Source organism: Nonomuraea sp. NPDC050383, assembly GCF_044459125.1.
Classification (GTDB): Bacteria; Actinomycetota; Actinomycetes; order Streptosporangiales; family Streptosporangiaceae; genus Nonomuraea.
This window is the reverse complement of record NZ_JBITIP010000001.1, coordinates 621,655-636,285: the sequence shown is the minus strand read 5'-3', so window position 1 is coordinate 636,285 and position 14,631 is coordinate 621,655. Positions and strand designations below refer to the sequence as shown.

Sequence of the window (14,631 nt, the reverse complement as noted above, 5' to 3'; positions counted from 1 at the left end):
GACGGAAGAGGATCCACGGGTGGGACTCCGTAGACTGGGGTGCGTGATTTCCCGTATCGACTTGCGCGGTTCCCTGCCGGGAGACCTGCGCGACGTGCTGCCCCGCGCCGAGCTCGACGTCGAGGCCGCCCTGGACAAGGTGCGGCTCATCTGCGACGAGGTCCGCCATCGCGGGGCCGCGGCCGTGCGGGAGCTGACCGCCAGGTTCGACGGCGTGGAGATCGAGCACGCGCGGGTTCCGCGTGAGGCGCTGCGTGCGGCGCTCGCCGGGCTACGGCCCGAGGTGCGGGCGGCGCTGGAGGAGTCGATCCGCCGGACCCGGCTGGTCCACCGCGACCAGCGGCGCGCCGACGTGACGACGCAGGTGGTGCCGGGCGGCACGGTCACCGAGCGGTGGGTGCCGGTCGAGCGCGTGGGCCTGTACGTGCCGGGCGGCCGGGCGGTCTACCCGTCCAGCGTGGTGATGAACGTCGTGCCCGCGCAGGAGGCCGGGGTGCCGTCGCTGGCGGTGACGAGCCCGGCGCAGAAGGACTTCGGCGGGCTGCCGCACCCGACGATCCTGGCGGCGTGCGAGCTGCTGGGCGTGGACGAGGTGTACGCGGTGGGCGGCGCCCAGGCGGTGGCCATGTTCGCGTACGGCACGGAGGAGTGCCCGTCGGCCACCCTGGTGACCGGGCCGGGCAACATCTGGGTGGCGGCGGCCAAGCGGCTGCTCAAGGGCCGCATCGGCATCGACTCCGAGGCCGGGCCGACGGAGATCGCGATCCTGGCCGACGAGACGGCCGATCCGGTGCACGTGGCGGCCGACCTGATCAGCCAGGCCGAGCACGACGTGATCGCGGCCGCGGTGCTGGTGACCGACAGCGTGGAGCTGGCCGAGGCGGTGGAGAGGGAGCTGCCGGGCCAGGTGGAGGCGACCAAGCACTCCGAGCGGATCGCCGAGGCGCTGCGCGGCCGGCAGTCCGGGATCGTGCTGGTGGACGGCCTCGACGAGGGCGTGGAGGTGGTCAACGCCTACGCGGCCGAGCACCTGGAGATCCACACGGCCGACGCGGCGGCGGTGGCGGCGCGGATCCGCAACGCCGGCGCGATCTTCGTGGGCACGTACGCGCCGGTGTCGCTGGGCGACTACCTGGCGGGGTCCAACCACGTGCTGCCGACCGGCGGCTGCGCCTGTCACTCCAGCGGGCTGTCGGTGCAGACGTTCCTGCGCGGCATCCACGTGGTCGACTACACGCGCGAGGCGCTGGCCGGCGCGGCCGCGCACGTGTCGGTGCTGGCCGACGCCGAGGACCTGCCGGCGCACGGCGCGGCCGTGCGGGCGCGCTTCGGTTGGGGGATCCCCTCATGACGCCGCACGACATGACGTTGAAGGACCTGCCGATCAGGGACGATCTCCGGGGCAGGACGCCGTACGGCGCGCCCCAGATCGACGTGCCGGTGCGGCTCAACACCAACGAGAATCCGTATCCGCCCTCCCCGGAGCTGGTCGAGGACCTGGCCGGGGAGGTGCGCGGCGGGGCGGGCGCGCTCAACCGCTACCCCGACCGTGACGCGCTGGAGCTGCGCGCCGACCTGGCGGGTTATCTGGGGCACGGGCTCGACGCGAGCCGGGTGTGGGCGGCCAACGGCTCCAACGAGGTGCTCCAGCAGATCCTGCAGGCGTTCGGCGGTTACGGCCGGACGGCGCTGGGGTTCGAGCCGTCGTACTCGATGCACCCGATCATCACGACGGGCACGAGCACGGAGTGGATCGGGGGCGCGCGGGAGGACGACTTCTCGCTCGACCCGGCCAAGGCGGCTGCCGCGGTGGAGGAGCACCGGCCGGACATCGTGTTCCTGACCTCGCCGAACAACCCGACCGGCACCGCCCTGCCGCTGGAGACGATCGCCAGGGTGCTGGAGGCGGCTCCGGGCATGGTGGTGGTGGACGAGGCGTACGCGGAGTTCGCGCGGGAGGGCACGCCGTCGGCGCTGAGCCTGCTGCCGTCGCACCCGCGGCTGATCGTGACCAGGACCATGTCGAAGGCGTTCGCGATGGCGGGCACCCGGCTCGGTTACCTGGCGGCCCACCCGGCTGTGGTGGAGGCGCTGCTGCTGGTGCGCCTGCCGTACCACCTGTCGACGCTGACGCAGGCGGCGGCGCGGGTGGCGCTGCGGCATCGCGCGGAGCTGCTGGGCACGGTGGACGCGCTGCGCCGCGAGCGTGACGCCACGGTGGAGTGGCTGCGCGGCAAGGGCTTGACGGTGGCCGACTCCGACGCCAACTTCGTGTTGTTCGGGAGATTTCCCGAGCGCCGCGCGGTCTGGGAGGGCCTGCTGGCGAGGGGCGTGCTCATCCGTGAGGTGGGGCCGCCCGAGTGGCTTCGCGTGTCGATCGGCACCGGCGAGGAGATGGCGGCGTTCCGTGCCGCTCTGGAGGGGGTTCTGTGAGTCGGGTCGGCCGCGTGGAGCGTGTGACGAAGGAGACGTCGGTCCTGGTCGAGGTGGGTCTCGACGGTACCGGGCGGGTGGACGTGGCGACCGGCGTGGGGTTCTTCGACCACATGCTGGCGCAGCTCGGCAAGCACGGGCTGTTCGACCTGACGGTCAAGACCGAGGGTGACCTGCACATCGACGCGCACCACACCATCGAGGACACGGCGCTGGCGCTGGGTGCGGCGTTCCGCGAGGCGTTGGGCGACAAGTCGGGCATCAGGCGGTTCGGTAGCGCGTCGTGTCCGCTGGACGAGTCGCTCGCCCAGGTGACGGTCGACCTGTCCGGCCGGCCGTACCTCGTGCACTCCGAGCCCGACGGCATGGCGCCGATGATCGGCCCCGAGTACGACACGACGATGACCCGCCACATCCTGGAGTCCCTGGTCGCGCAGGCGGCGATCTGCCTGCACGTCCACGTCCCGTACGGGCGCAACGCCCATCACATCGTCGAGGCCCAGTTCAAGGCCCTGGCCAGGGCGCTGCGCGAGGCGTCCGAGCTGGACCCGCGCGCGACGGGGGTGCCGAGCACCAAGGGCGTCCTGTGAGTGAGAACACGCTGGCCATCGTGATGGTGTTCATCGGGCTGTTCCTGGTCGGCGGTGTGTTCTCGCTGTTCAGGCAGGGGCTCAAGGTGGGCGCGGCCGTCTGCGCGGTCGGTGCGGTGCTGGCGATCACGGCGGGGGTGATGTGGTGGTGAAGCGCGTGGTGGTGCTCGACTACGGGTCGGGCAATCTGCGCTCGGCCGAGCGGGCGCTGGCCCGGGTCGGCGCGGACGTGACCGTGACGTCCGACCTGGACGCGGCGATGGAGGCCGACGGCCTGGTCGTGCCCGGGGTCGGGGCGTTCGCGGCGTGCATGGCGGGGCTGCGGGGGGTGCGCGGCGAGCGCGCCGTCGGCCGTCGCCTGGCCGGCGGGCGGCCGGTGCTGGGCATCTGCGTGGGCATGCAGATCCTGTTCGCCAAGGGGGTCGAGCACGGCGTCGAGACCGAGGGCTGCGGCGAGTGGCCGGGCACGGTCGAGCCGCTGGAGGCCCCGGTGCTGCCGCACATGGGGTGGAACACGGTCAAGGCGCCCGAGGGCAGCGTGCTGTTCCGCGGGCTGGACGCCGACACGCGGTTCTACTTCGTCCACTCCTACGGCGTGCGCGAGTGGGAGCTGCGGCCCGGCGACGGGTTCGCCGAGCCGTTGGTGACGTGGGCCGAGCACGGCGTGCCGTTCGTGGCCGCCGCCGAGAACGGTCCGCTCATGGCCACCCAGTTCCACCCGGAGAAGTCCGGTGACGCGGGCGCCGCGTTGCTGACCAACTGGCTCGGCGTCCTGTGAGCGACGGCCGCGCACCTTCCCGGGTGAGAGGCCCCGGTCCATGAGTGCCGTGATTCGTCGGTGCTGTGCCCTGAGTCCTGGTCCCGTGAGTGCTGATCTCGTGAGTCGTGGTGCCGTGAGTCGTGGTGCCGTGAGTCGTGGTGCCGTGAGTCGTGGTGCCGTGAGTCGTGAGTAAGGAGCGGGCGCGCCGCCGCGCCGAGCGCGAGGCCGAGCGGGAGCGCGCCGCGCGGCGCAACGAGGAGCGCCAGTCCCGCGCCTCCCGCCGCCGCGCCCTCGCGGCCCGCCTCACGCCCCGCCCGGTGCGGATCGCCCGTCAGGGCGGCCTGCTCGCCCGCCGCCGCCGCGTCCAGAACACTGTCGTGGCGATCGCGTTCGCGCTCGTCCAAGTGGTGGTATGGGTCGTGTGGGGGTCCCCGGCCGTCAGCTTCGGCGCCCTCGTCCTGTCCCTGTTGCTCGTCCCTGTTGTCGTGACCCTTGCCTTCGACCGGAGGATCTGATGTCGCTCGTACTCCTTCCCGCCGTGGACGTCGCGGACGGCCAGGCCGTACGCCTGGTCCAGGGTGAGGCCGGGACCGAGACCGGCTACGGCGAGCCGCTGGCCGCCGCGCTGGCCTGGCAGGAGGCCGGGGCGGAGTGGATCCATCTGGTCGACCTCGACGCCGCGTTCGGCCGGGGCTCCAACCGGGAGCTGATCACCGACCTGATCGGCCGGCTGGACGTGAACGTGGAGCTGTCCGGCGGCATCCGCGACGACGAGTCGCTGGCCGCCGCCCTGGCCACCGGGTGCCGCCGGGTGAACATCGGCACGGCCGCCCTGGAGAACCCCGAATGGTGCCGCAAGATCATCGCCGAGCACGGCGACCGGATCGCGGTCGGCCTGGACGTGCGCGGCACCACGCTGGCGGCGCGCGGCTGGACCGAGGAGGGCGGCGACCTGTGGGAGGTGCTGGACCGGCTGGAGGCCGACGGCTGCCCCCGCTACGTCGTCACCGACGTCACCAAGGACGGCACGCTGCGCGGACCCAACCTCGACCTGCTGCGCCAGGTGTGCGCCCGCACCGACAGGCCGGTCGTCGCCAGTGGAGGCGTCTCCTCCCTGGAGGACCTCGTCGCGCTGTCGGGCCTCGTGCCTGACGGCGTGGAGGGTGCGATCGTAGGCAGGGCGCTGTACGCCCAGGCGTTCACACTGGAGAGCGCCTTGGCCGCGGTGCGCGGTAGAGGGTAGGAGGGGCCGTGGTGAGCAGCATGAGCATGGAGAGCACCGGTTCGCGGGTGTTTTCGGGCGGCGTGTGGGAGGAGCGTTACGGCTATTCCCGGGCGGTCGTCGTCGGGGACCGGGTCATCGTGTCGGGCTGCACCGCCACGATCGACGGCGAGGTGCGGTACGTGGGCGACGCCTACCGGCAGAGCCTGACGGCCATCGGCATCGCGGTGGACGCGGTGGAGCTGGCCGGACTGACCAAGGAGGACGTGGTGATGGTGCGCTACTACGTGGTGGACCAGCGCCACTTCGACCTGGTCGGCCAGGCGATCGGGGAGGTGTTCGGCGAGGTCCGCCCCGCCTGCACGGGCGTGCGGGTCGCCGGGCTGGTGGACCCGCGGATGCTCGTCGAGGTCGAGATCGAGGCGGTGCGCGCATGACCGTGGCCGTCAGGGTGATCCCCTGCCTGGACGTCGACGCGGGCCGGGTGGTCAAGGGCGTCAACTTCGCCAACCTGCGCGACGCGGGCGACCCCGTCGAGCTGGCCAGGCGCTACGACGCCGAGGGCGCCGACGAGCTGACCTTCCTCGACATCACCGCCTCCTCCGGCGAGCGGGACACGATGCTGGACGTCGTCCGCCGGACGGCCGAGCAGGTGTTCATCCCGCTGACCGTGGGCGGCGGCATCCGCGCGGTCGAGGACGTCGACCGGCTGCTGCGGGCGGGGGCCGACAAGGTTTCGCTCAACACCGCGGCCATCGCCCGGCCGGAGCTGCTGACCGAGGCGTCGCGGCGGTTCGGCGCGCAGTGCGTGGTGCTGTCGGTCGACGCGCGCCGCGCGCCCGGCACGCCGAGCGGGTTCGAGGTGACCACGCACGGCGGGCGGCGCGGCACGGGCATCGACGCGGTGGAGTGGTCGGCGCGCGGCGAGGAGCTGGGCGTGGGCGAGATCCTGCTCAACTCGATGGACGGTGACGGCACCCGCGAGGGCTACGACCTGGAGATGCTGCGGGCGGTGCGGGCCGTGGTGCGCGTGCCGGTGATCGCCAGCGGCGGCGCGGGCCGGCTGGAGGACTTCCCGCCGGCGGTGGAGGCGGGCGCGGACGCGGTGCTGGCCGCGTCGGTCTTCCACTTCGGCACCCTCAAGATCGCGGATGTGAAGGAGACGCTCCGCACGGCGGGCCATCCGGTGCGCTAGACGCGGGCCGTCCGGCCGGGCGTTCCGGGGTGAGCCCCCGGGGCCCCGGCGCGGGCGTCGGCGTGCGGGCACGACGCCATCGCGGTGCGCGGGGGAGAGGCCGCGACGCCTCACAGGGACCGGGGGTGGGGCGCCTCAGAAGACCTTCATGTGCTGGAACAGCTCGTACGCCTCGTCCATGGCCGCGAACGCGGCCGCCTCGGAGCGTTTGACCGCCAGGTAGGCGCTGCCCCGCAGCGGGCCGAGCGCCTCCATGAGCACCTCGTCGGCCTCCAGCGCGTCCAGCGCCTCGTCCAGCGACGCCGGCAGCCGCGGGTAGCGTCCCGGCCGGGTGTCGGGGTCCACGTCTACCGACTCGCCCGGGTCGAGCCTGCGGCGCAGCCCGTCGAGGCCGGCGTGGATGACGGCCCCGAGCGACAGGTAGGGGTTGGCCGAGGAGTCGGACGGCTTGAGCTCCAGGTTGGGCTCGCCGGTCTCGCCCAGGGGTGAGCAGATCCGTACGGCCGCCTCCCGGTTGTCGGGCCCGTGGACGGCGTACGCGCCGGCCCAGGAGCGCGGCGCCAGGCGGCGGAAGCCGTTGACGGTGCCGCAGGTGAGGGCGGTCAGGGCGGGCAGGTGGGCGAGCAGCCCGCCGACGAAGGACTCCAGCTCCCCGCCGTCGCCGGCGAACACGTTGGTGGTCCCCCGCCACAGGGACAGGTGCAGGTGGGCGCCGTTGCCCGCCTGCTCGGCGAGGGGCTTGGGAGCCAGCGTGGCCCACATGGACATGCGCAGCGCCACGCCGCGCACGGTCTCGCGGTAGAGGACGTGGTTGTCGGCGGCGCGCAGCGCGGGGGCATGCCTGATCGACAGCTCCTGCTGGCCCGGGCCGAGCTCGGGGTGGTAGTGCTCGACCCGGAGGCCCTGCGTCTCCAGGGCCCGGATGAGCTTGATCGTGTAGTCGTGGGCCGTGTCGAACCCGGTGCCGGCGTAGCAGAGGGTGTCGTCGATCGGCACGATCCGGTCGGGGCCGCCGGCGGGGTCGGGCAGGCGCCGCCCGAGTGTGAACTCCGGCTCGAACGCGGCCATCAGGGTGTAGCCCTCGGCGGCCAGGGCGTCGATCGCGTCCTTGAGGAACGTGCGCGGGCAGGCCTCCCACGGGGAGCCGTCCTGCCGCCGCAGATCGGAGAGCATCGCGGCGGCGCCCGGTGCGTAGGGGAGCGGGACGTACGTCGTGGGGTCGGGGACGATGCGCACCTCGCCCACCGGACCCATGTGCTCGACGTCCTGCAACTGGTCGAGCATGTTCATCGCCATCATGGCCACCGTGTGCCCGATGCCCGTGGTGAGGCGCTCGGCCAGCCGCGACCGGGACGCCGCCTTGCCGCGGATCACCCCGCCGTGGTCGGCGTACAGGAAGCGGACGAGCTCGACACCTTCGAGCTCGGCCCGCTCCAGGACGCGCCGCACGTGGGGATCAGGCTGGATGATCTTGGTGGCGGTCGGGCGATCTCTCATCCTGCCTGCGTAACACGTTCCGCCGGTACGGGGAAGCGTCCAACGCAGACAGGTGTCCCGCTCACGCTAGAACATTGGTAAAGAAGACGGCCAACTGGTTGGCACCATGGACAATTCCGTCGAACACGCCGTTGACCGCGGACGCGGCCTGGGCCGGCCGGGTGAACAGGTAGAAGATCACGAACGCCACGAGCACGTAAGTGGCTACCTTCTTGACCTGCATGGGGGCCTCCTGCAGTCCATTCCCAGCCGTATATACCCGGATCTGGGCGATCACTGGCATCTTCTATGAAGATGTTCTTGATCCTAACCGGGGGGCTTCCTTCTCACGCCATGCTAGTGATCTCGGGCCCTGTCGCGGAGGTCTCAGAGTTGTTGCCCCCGAACGGCAGGCGCAGCAGGAGGTAGACCGGCAGCCCGATCGGCGACAGCAGGATGGTCAGGATCATGACCGGGGCCATGAGCAGCGGGTGCACGCCCCGCTCCCTGCTGTCCAGGTAGATCCAGCGGCCGAGGAACAGGTCCCAGGCGATGATCTGGGCCCACAGCGCGGCCAGGACCTCGGGGGTGGCGACGAGGGCCGTGAGACCCGCCAGGGACGGCCTGGTCACGACCGGCCAGACGGCGCCGAGCACGGGCACCAGCAGGACCAGGTTCACCGCCAGGGCGGGCAGCACGATGAGCGGGGAGGCGGCCACCCTCCGGGTGAGCGACCAGGCGGGGGCGAGGATCATCAGCGCCCAGAACGGCGCGGCGGCGTAGAAGCTGAGGTCGAACAGGGTCGCGGTGCTCATCGCGCGGCCTCCACGGTGGCTGTGGTGGCGGTGGTGGCGGTGCCGGTGGTGGCGGTTCGCGTCGTGGACCGGCCGGGGGCACGGGTCGAGGCTGCCACTCCGGCGAGCCCCAGCACGACCAGGACGCCCGCCGCGGCCAGGGTCGGCCCGTCGGGGCGCACCAGCGACTGGCCGCGCAGCGCCTGCCACAGGACGAGCGCGAACACACCGGCGTACAGGCCGCCCGCCGTGAGCGTCAGACCCTGCCGTACGCGCTCGGGGGCGAGGACGGGGAAGCGGCGGGACAGGGCCGCGAGCGCGAGCGGCAGCAGCGGGAGGAGCTGGAGGGCGTGCATGCCGACGAAGTGCGGCACGCGCAGGTCGCCGGCGACGGTGCTCCAGCCGAGGAGGGGCAGGCCGGGCCCGCCGTCGGGCGCGCTGACGGTGTGGGCGCCGATGACGCCGCCGGCGAGGCTCTGGCCGGGACGGGGGCCGAGCATGAGGCCGCCGCTCGCGAGGCCCAGCGTGGAGATCACCAGCCCGCAGCGCACGGCCCAGGTGGAGGGCCCGTCGGCCTGGCGGTCGAGGAGCACGGCGACGGCGGCGACGATGTTGGCCACCATGAGGCCGATGATCATGACGCCCATGACGCCGAAGAGCGCGGAGTCGAAGGGAGTGGCGGCGTTGAAGTGGCTGCGGTGCGCGCGGGCCGCCTGGAAGGTGATGACCGCGACCTCGGCGACGCCGGCCACCGCGAGGACGGTGCCGGCCCGGCGGCCCCAGCGGCGGTCGCGGCGCTGCAGGGAGAGCAGCCAGGCCCAGGTGAAGGAGTAGACGGCGACGGACATGGCGAACTTCAGCGGCTTGGCCCAGACGGGCATGCCGTCGAGCGTGCGGTCGTCCAGGACGAGCGCGACCGCGGTGGCCACGGCCAGGACGGACATGAGCCCCGCCGAGACCATCAGCGGTCGGTGCCAGTGCGACACGGGCGTCTCCTCGATATAGATAGCGGATAGTGTCACTCGCTACTATCTATAGCTAAACTCTCCACTGACCACAAGAGGGGAGTCATACGTGCGCATGGCCGAGCTGAGCGCGGACACCGGAGTGCCCGTTCCGACGATCAAGTACTACCTGCGGGAGGGCCTGCTGCCCCCTGGGCGGCCGGTGGGCCGCAACCAGGCCGAGTACGGCACCGCGCACGTCCGGCGGCTCAAGCTCGTCCGCGCGCTGGCCGAGTACGGCGGCCTGAGCATCGCCGCGATCCGCGAGCTGGTCCAGCACCTGGACGACCCGGACACCAGCGGCAACGACCTGCTGGGGCTGGGTCAGCTCACGGTCACCGCCCGGCAGGAGCCCCAGCCGGGGCCGCACCTGGAGGAGGCCCGCCGGATCCTCGACGACATCTGCGCCCGCCACGGGTGGAAGGACATGCGCGACCACCCCGCGTACGCCACGGTGGCGGGAGTGATCGCCAGCCTGCAGGATCTCGGCCGCGCGGACATGCTCGGCGTGCTGCCCGAGTACGCCGCCGCCGCCGAGCGGATCGCCGAGGCCGACATGACCGTCGTCGGCGACCTGAGCGACCGGGAGCGGGCGCTGGAGGTGGTGGTGCTCGGCACGCTCGTGGGCGACACCCTGCTCACGGGACTGCGCCGGCTCGCCCAGGCGCACGTCGCGCTGCGCGCCTACGGGGAGGACTGAGACAGGGTCCGCGGGGGCCGGGGGCGGTCAGATGCCGAGGCGGGCGCTCTTGAGGCGGGAGATCGCCTCGGGGTCGCCCGTCAGCTCCACCCGCGTGTGCTCCTGCCGGCCGAAGCAGAACAGCAGCAGCTCCGCCGCCGGCCCGGTGACCTCCACCTTGGGGCCGATCCTCGGGCCGCCGAGCGCCACGCCGCCGCCGGTCCGGTGCAGCACCACGCCCACCGGCGAGCGGCGCAGCATCAGCTTCCCGCCGGCCGAGACCCGCTTCCACATGAGCCGTTCGAGGTCCTCGGGCATCTGGCGCGGCTCCCAGGCGGGCTGGGCGCGGCGCACGTCCTCGTGGTGGACGAACATCTCCAGCGTGTTGACCGCGTCGTCCAGGAACGGCACGAGCCCGTAGACGCCGCCCGGCCTGCGCACCAGGCCGACCAGCTCCGGGTACGGGTGGCGCGCCTTCAGGGCGGACTGGACGGCGGCGGTGTGGCCCGCCAGCGGTTTGAGCGCGATGCCCGCCGCCGCGTCGAGCCGGCGCTCCCGCAGCACCAGGTGGGCGGCCAGGTCGTAGGTCGTCCACCCGTCGCACAGGGTCGGGGCGTCCGGGCCGAGCCGGTCCAGCAGGTCGCACAGGGCCGCGCGTTCGCCGCGAGCGTGAGTCACGTTCTCCAGCTTACCCGCGGGAATAACGGCATGATCGGGCGTGATTGGGTCTTAGGGACAAAGCAGCCGCGACGGAAGGAAACCCAACGAGTGGCGAGCAAGGTGACCTCGGCCGTCATGCGTCAGGGACTACGTGTCCTCGGCGTGGCCATCAGCGCGGAGAAAGCGGTCTTCACCGCCGCCGTCCTGTCCAGCGCCGTGTACGGGGGCATGACGGTCGGCTCCGCCTGGGCGTTCGGCTGGGCCACGGAGAACGTCGTGCTGCCCGCCTTCTCCACCGGCTCCGTCACCACGGGCGTCCTGTGGACGGGCGTGCTGCTCATCATGGGCGCGGCGCTGCTCAAGGCGATCGGCGTCGCGGGCCGGCGCATCCTGGCCGGGCTCATGCAGTACCGCATGCAGGCCCGCTCCCGCCGCGAGGTGACCAAGCAGTACCTGCGGCTGCCGCTCGCCTGGCACCACCGCCACCCGACCGGCCAGCTGCTGTCCAACGCCAGCTCCGACGCCGAGGCCGCCTGGGCGCCGCTCGCGCCGCTGCCCATGGCCGTGGGCGTCGTCGTCATGCTGGTCACCGCGGCCGTCGCGATGGTCCTCACCGACCCGGCGCTCGCCGCGGTGGGCTTCCTGATCTTCCCGGCCATCGCCGTGCTCAACCTCGTCTACCAGCGCCGGCTCAGCCCGCTCGCGACCCGCGCCCAGCAGTTGCGCGCCGAGGTCAGCGAGATCGCGCACGAGAGCTTCGACGGCGCCCTCGTCGTCAAGACCCTCGGCAGGGAGGCGCTGGAGACCGAGCGCTTCCGCCGCCGCGCCGAGGAGCTGCGCGACGCCAACATCGCCGTCGGGCGGGTCCGTGGCCTGTTCGACCCGATGCTGGAGGCGCTGCCCACGCTGGGCGTGCTCGCGGTGCTCGCCGTCGGCGCCGCGCGGCTGGCCTCCGGCTCCATCGACGCGGGCGACCTCGTGCCGGTCGCCTACCTGTTCACGCTGCTCGCCTTCCCCATCAGGGCGCTCGGCTGGGTGCTCGCCGAGCTGCCGCGCAGCGTGGTCGGCTGGGAGCGGGTGCGGGCCGTGCTGGAGGCGCGCGGCTCCATGGAGTACGGCGCCACCGCGCCGCCCGCGAGCTCCGGCCCCGCCCGGCTGGAGGCCGCCGGCCTGTCCTACTCCTACGGCGCCGGCGAGGTGCTGCGGGACGTCGCCTTCGAGGTGGCGCCGGGACGCACCGTCGCGCTGGTCGGCCCGACCGGCTCCGGCAAGTCGACGCTGGTGCAGCTCCTCGTCCGGCTCGTCGATCCGGCGCGCGGGCGGGTGCTGCTCGACGGCGTGGACCTGCGCGAGCTGCCGTACGGCGCGGTCGCCGAGTCGGTGGCGCTGGTGCCGCAGCAGACGTTCCTGTTCGACGACACCGTGCGCGGCAACATCACGCTCGGCCTGCCCATCGCCGACGAGGACGTGTGGGCCGCGCTGCGCCTGGCGCAGGCCGACGGGTTCGTGGCGCGGCTGGAGTCCGGCCTGGACACCCGCGTGGGGGAGCGGGGCGCCACCCTGTCGGGCGGGCAGCGGCAACGGCTCGCGCTGGCCCGCGCGGTCGCCCGCCGGCCGCGGCTGCTCATCCTCGACGACGCCACCTCCAGCGTCGATCCGCAGGTCGAGGCCCGCATCCTGCACGGCCTGCGCGACGCGGCCTCCTCCTCCAGCGTCGTGGTCGTCGCCTACCGGATGGCCACGATCGCGCTGGCCGACGAGGTCGTCTACCTCGACCGGGGCCGCGTCGTGGACCACGGGACGCACGAGGAGCTGATCGGGCGCTGCGAGGGCTACCGCAACCTGGTCACCGCCTATGAGCGCGAGGACGCCGAGCGCGCCGCCCTCTCGGCCGAGGAGGAGGAAGCCGCCGCCGCCCGCAGCGCGGCCGTGCGGGAGGAAGCCGAGCAGGCCGCCGTCGCGGCCGCCGAGGAAGAGGGGATCATCGCGTGAGCGACGCCCGGGGCATCGGCGCAGGCGCCGAGCGATCGGCGCTGGCCACCATCCGTCATGGGCTGTCCCTCACGCCCGAGTTCCGCAAGGGGCTCGCCGGGACGCTCGCCCTGGCGGTGGTGGCCACGGCCGGCAAGGTCATCGTGCCGGTCGCGGTGCAGCAGACGATCGACACCGGCCTGAAGAACTCCTCGCCCGACGTCTCGTACGTGACGCGCGCCGTGCTGCTGTGCGCGGCGGCCGTCGTGCTGACCGCGCTGGCCGGCTACGTCATGAACGTCCGCCTCTACAAGGCGACCGAGTCGTCTCTGGCGACCCTGCGCGTGCGCGGCTTCCGCCACGTCCACGACCTGTCGGTGCTCACCCAGAACACCGAGCGGCGCGGCGCGCTGGTCTCCCGCGTCACCAACGACGTGGACCAGATCAGCACGTTCATGCAGTGGGGCGGGCTGATGATCATCGTGTCGCTCGGCCAGGTCCTCGTCGCCAGCGTCCTCATGCTGGTCTACTCCTGGCAGCTCACGCTCGTCGTGTGGGCGTGCTTCCTGCCGCTGATGGTCGCCCTGCCGCGCTTCCAGCGGTGGCTGTCGGGCGCGTACACGACGGTCCGCGAGCGCACCGGCGACATGCTCGCCGCCGTCAGCGAGTCCGTCGTCGGCGCCGCCGTCATCCGCGCGCACGCGGCCGAGGGGCGCACCGCCGAGCGCGTCGACACGGCGGTGGACGCCAACAAGGCGGCCCAGACCAGGGCGCAGACCATCGTCGGCTTCGTCTTCCCGCTGACCGAGATCGTGGCCGCCCTGGCCATCTCCGGGATCGTGCTGCTCGGCGTCCGGCTCGGGCTGTCCGGCGACATCACGGCCGGGCGGCTGGTGGCGTTCCTGTTCCTCGTGACGCTGTTCGTCTCCCCGATGCAGACCGCCACCGAGGTGCTCAACGAGGCCCAGAACGCGGTCGCCGGCTGGCGGCGCGTCCTCGGGGTGCTGGACACGCCGCCCGACGTCGCCGACCCCGGCCCCGGCGGCGTGGAGCTGCCGCGCGGTCCCATCTCCGTCGCCTTCGAGGGCGTCGGCTTCGCCTACCCCGGCGGGCCGCCCGTGCTGCGCGACGTCACGGCGGAGATCCCGCCGCGCTCCCGCATCGCCGTCGTGGGGGAGACCGGGTCGGGCAAGACGACGTTCGCCAAGCTGCTCACGCGGCTCATGGACCCCGTCTCCGGGCGCGTCACCGTCGACGGCCACGACCTGCGGGAGGTGCGCTTCTCCTCGCTGCGCGAGCGCATCGTGATGGTGCCGCAGGACGGGTTCCTGTTCGACGGCACGCTGGAGGACAACGTCCGGTACGGCCGGCCGGGCGCCACCCGCGAGGAGATCGAGCTGGCCATGACCGAGCTGGGCCTGGCCGACTGGGTGGACGGCCTGCCGGCCGGGCTCGGCACGCCCGTGGGGCAGCGCGGCGAGTCGCTGTCGGCCGGTGAGCGGCAGCTCGTCGCCCTGGCCCGCGCCTACCTCGCCGACCCCGACCTGCTGCTGCTCGACGAGGCCACCTCCGCCGTCGACCCGGCCACCGAGGTGCGCCTGGCCCGGGCGCTGGAAGGTGTCACCCGTGGGCGTACGGCCGTCTCCATCGCCCACCGGCTGTCCACGGCGGAGAACGCCGACGAGGTGCTGGTGTTCGACGGCGGCCGGCTGGTGCAGCGCGGGCCGCACGACGAGCTCGTCCGGCAGGAGGACGGCGTCTACGCGGCCCTGCACGCCTCCTGGGTCTCCGCCGCCCGCTCCTGAGCGCCGGGCCGCACCGGAGGGAGGTCTCGTCCGGCCTGCCGC

At 73.1% G+C, this 14,631-nt stretch carries 17 protein-coding genes; 12 read left to right on the top strand and 5 right to left on the bottom strand.

All coding sequences use genetic code 11. The features are described from left to right. Positions 1-43: 43 nt before the first annotated feature. The 9 genes from hisD (at position 44) to hisF (ending at position 6,200) form a co-directional block, all read left to right on the top strand. On the top strand, positions 44-1,351 hold the full coding sequence (gene hisD / locus ACIBG4_RS02845) for a histidinol dehydrogenase (RefSeq protein ID WP_397200395.1): 1,308 nt from the start codon (positions 44-46) through the stop codon (positions 1,349-1,351). Next, the gene (locus ACIBG4_RS02840; protein ID WP_397200394.1) at positions 1,348-2,433 is read left to right on the top strand and encodes a histidinol-phosphate transaminase; all 1,086 of its coding nucleotides are present in this window, start codon (positions 1,348-1,350) and stop codon (positions 2,431-2,433) included. Before hisD ends, ACIBG4_RS02840 begins: the two co-directional genes overlap by 4 nt. Then, complete coding sequence (gene hisB, locus ACIBG4_RS02835) at positions 2,430-3,023, top strand: imidazoleglycerol-phosphate dehydratase HisB (protein WP_397200393.1); 594 nt, start codon at positions 2,430-2,432, stop codon at positions 3,021-3,023. The genes ACIBG4_RS02840 and hisB overlap by 4 nt, the downstream gene beginning before the upstream one ends. Then, complete coding sequence (locus tag ACIBG4_RS02830) at positions 3,020-3,175, top strand: hypothetical protein (RefSeq protein ID WP_355436853.1); 156 nt, start codon at positions 3,020-3,022, stop codon at positions 3,173-3,175. Before hisB ends, ACIBG4_RS02830 begins: the two co-directional genes overlap by 4 nt. Further along, positions 3,169-3,801 carry an imidazole glycerol phosphate synthase subunit HisH gene (gene hisH / locus ACIBG4_RS02825; RefSeq protein WP_310709295.1) on the top strand — a complete coding sequence of 211 codons (633 nt, stop codon included), beginning with the start codon at positions 3,169-3,171 and terminating at the stop codon, positions 3,799-3,801. The genes ACIBG4_RS02830 and hisH overlap by 7 nt, the downstream gene beginning before the upstream one ends. Positions 3,802-3,968: 167 nt before the next feature. Further along, positions 3,969-4,298 (top strand): hypothetical protein, encoded by a 330-nt coding sequence (locus tag ACIBG4_RS02820; RefSeq protein WP_397200392.1) that lies wholly within the window; start codon positions 3,969-3,971, stop codon positions 4,296-4,298. Next, positions 4,298-5,026: a bifunctional 1-(5-phosphoribosyl)-5-((5-phosphoribosylamino)methylideneamino)imidazole-4-carboxamide isomerase/phosphoribosylanthranilate isomerase PriA gene (priA, locus tag ACIBG4_RS02815; RefSeq protein WP_310709293.1), complete on the top strand. Its 729-nt coding sequence runs from the start codon at positions 4,298-4,300 to the stop codon at positions 5,024-5,026. The genes ACIBG4_RS02820 and priA overlap by 1 nt, the downstream gene beginning before the upstream one ends. Before the next feature lie 20 nt (positions 5,027-5,046). Next, positions 5,047-5,442 (top strand): Rid family hydrolase, encoded by a 396-nt coding sequence (locus tag ACIBG4_RS02810; RefSeq protein WP_310709491.1) that lies wholly within the window; start codon positions 5,047-5,049, stop codon positions 5,440-5,442. Next, a complete protein-coding gene (hisF, locus tag ACIBG4_RS02805) occupies positions 5,439-6,200 on the top strand; it encodes an imidazole glycerol phosphate synthase subunit HisF (protein ID WP_397200391.1) in 762 nt (253 codons plus the stop codon). Before ACIBG4_RS02810 ends, hisF begins: the two co-directional genes overlap by 4 nt. Positions 6,201-6,335: 135 nt before the next feature. Here hisF and ACIBG4_RS02800 read toward each other — a convergent pair whose 3' ends face one another. From ACIBG4_RS02800 to ACIBG4_RS02785, 4 genes are all read right to left on the bottom strand, one after another. Then, complete coding sequence (locus tag ACIBG4_RS02800) at positions 6,336-7,697, bottom strand: glutamine synthetase family protein (RefSeq protein WP_310709291.1); 1,362 nt, start codon at positions 7,695-7,697, stop codon at positions 6,336-6,338. Between the two features lie 61 nt (positions 7,698-7,758). Next, complete coding sequence (locus ACIBG4_RS02795) at positions 7,759-7,920, bottom strand: hypothetical protein (protein WP_175588658.1); 162 nt, start codon at positions 7,918-7,920, stop codon at positions 7,759-7,761. 103 nt (positions 7,921-8,023) lie between these two features. Further along, positions 8,024-8,491, bottom strand: a complete 468-nt coding sequence (locus ACIBG4_RS02790; RefSeq protein WP_397200390.1) for an ABA4-like family protein — start codon at positions 8,489-8,491, stop codon at positions 8,024-8,026. Further along, complete coding sequence (locus ACIBG4_RS02785; RefSeq protein ID WP_397200389.1) at positions 8,488-9,456, bottom strand: hypothetical protein; 969 nt, start codon at positions 9,454-9,456, stop codon at positions 8,488-8,490. The genes ACIBG4_RS02790 and ACIBG4_RS02785 overlap by 4 nt, the downstream gene beginning before the upstream one ends. 94 nt (positions 9,457-9,550) lie before the next feature. Here ACIBG4_RS02785 and ACIBG4_RS02780 point away from each other — a divergent pair, with 94 nt between their 5' ends. Beyond that, positions 9,551-10,174: a MerR family transcriptional regulator gene (locus ACIBG4_RS02780; RefSeq protein ID WP_397200694.1), complete on the top strand. Its 624-nt coding sequence runs from the start codon at positions 9,551-9,553 to the stop codon at positions 10,172-10,174. Between the two features lie 27 nt (positions 10,175-10,201). On the opposite strand, the gene ACIBG4_RS02775 is transcribed toward ACIBG4_RS02780, so the two are convergent. Next, complete coding sequence (locus ACIBG4_RS02775) at positions 10,202-10,831, bottom strand: TIGR03085 family metal-binding protein (RefSeq protein ID WP_310709288.1); 630 nt, start codon at positions 10,829-10,831, stop codon at positions 10,202-10,204. 117 nt (positions 10,832-10,948) lie between these two features. On the opposite strand from ACIBG4_RS02775, the gene ACIBG4_RS02770 reads away from it, so the two are divergent. Together ACIBG4_RS02770 and ACIBG4_RS02765 are read left to right on the top strand one after the other, a co-directional pair. Continuing rightward, a complete protein-coding gene (locus ACIBG4_RS02770; protein ID WP_397200693.1) occupies positions 10,949-12,805 on the top strand; it encodes an ABC transporter ATP-binding protein in 1,857 nt (618 codons plus the stop codon). Beyond that, positions 12,802-14,589, top strand: coding sequence for an ABC transporter ATP-binding protein (locus ACIBG4_RS02765; protein WP_397200388.1), 1,788 nt, complete (start codon positions 12,802-12,804; stop codon positions 14,587-14,589). The genes ACIBG4_RS02770 and ACIBG4_RS02765 overlap by 4 nt, the downstream gene beginning before the upstream one ends. The last annotated feature ends 42 nt before the right edge of the window (positions 14,590-14,631 follow it).

Excerpts from the sequence above, each read along its gene's own strand:
- hisF (WP_397200391.1), top strand. The coding sequence starts at position 5,439 with ATGACCGTGGCCGTCAGGGTGATCCCCTGCCTGGACGTCGACGCGGGC.
- ACIBG4_RS02840 (WP_397200394.1), top strand. The coding sequence starts at position 1,348 with ATGACGCCGCACGACATGACGTTGAAGGACCTGCCGATCAGGGACGAT.
- priA (WP_310709293.1), top strand. The coding sequence starts at position 4,298 with ATGTCGCTCGTACTCCTTCCCGCCGTGGACGTCGCGGACGGCCAGGCC.
- ACIBG4_RS02810 (WP_310709491.1), top strand. The coding sequence starts at position 5,047 with ATGAGCATGGAGAGCACCGGTTCGCGGGTGTTTTCGGGCGGCGTGTGG.
- ACIBG4_RS02790 (WP_397200390.1), bottom strand. The coding sequence starts at position 8,491 with ATGAGCACCGCGACCCTGTTCGACCTCAGCTTCTACGCCGCCGCGCCG.
- ACIBG4_RS02780 (WP_397200694.1), top strand. The coding sequence starts at position 9,551 with ATGGCCGAGCTGAGCGCGGACACCGGAGTGCCCGTTCCGACGATCAAG.
- ACIBG4_RS02770 (WP_397200693.1), top strand. The coding sequence starts at position 10,949 with ATGCGTCAGGGACTACGTGTCCTCGGCGTGGCCATCAGCGCGGAGAAA.
- ACIBG4_RS02795 (WP_175588658.1), bottom strand. The coding sequence starts at position 7,920 with ATGCAGGTCAAGAAGGTAGCCACTTACGTGCTCGTGGCGTTCGTGATC.
- ACIBG4_RS02800 (WP_310709291.1), bottom strand. The coding sequence starts at position 7,697 with ATGAGAGATCGCCCGACCGCCACCAAGATCATCCAGCCTGATCCCCAC.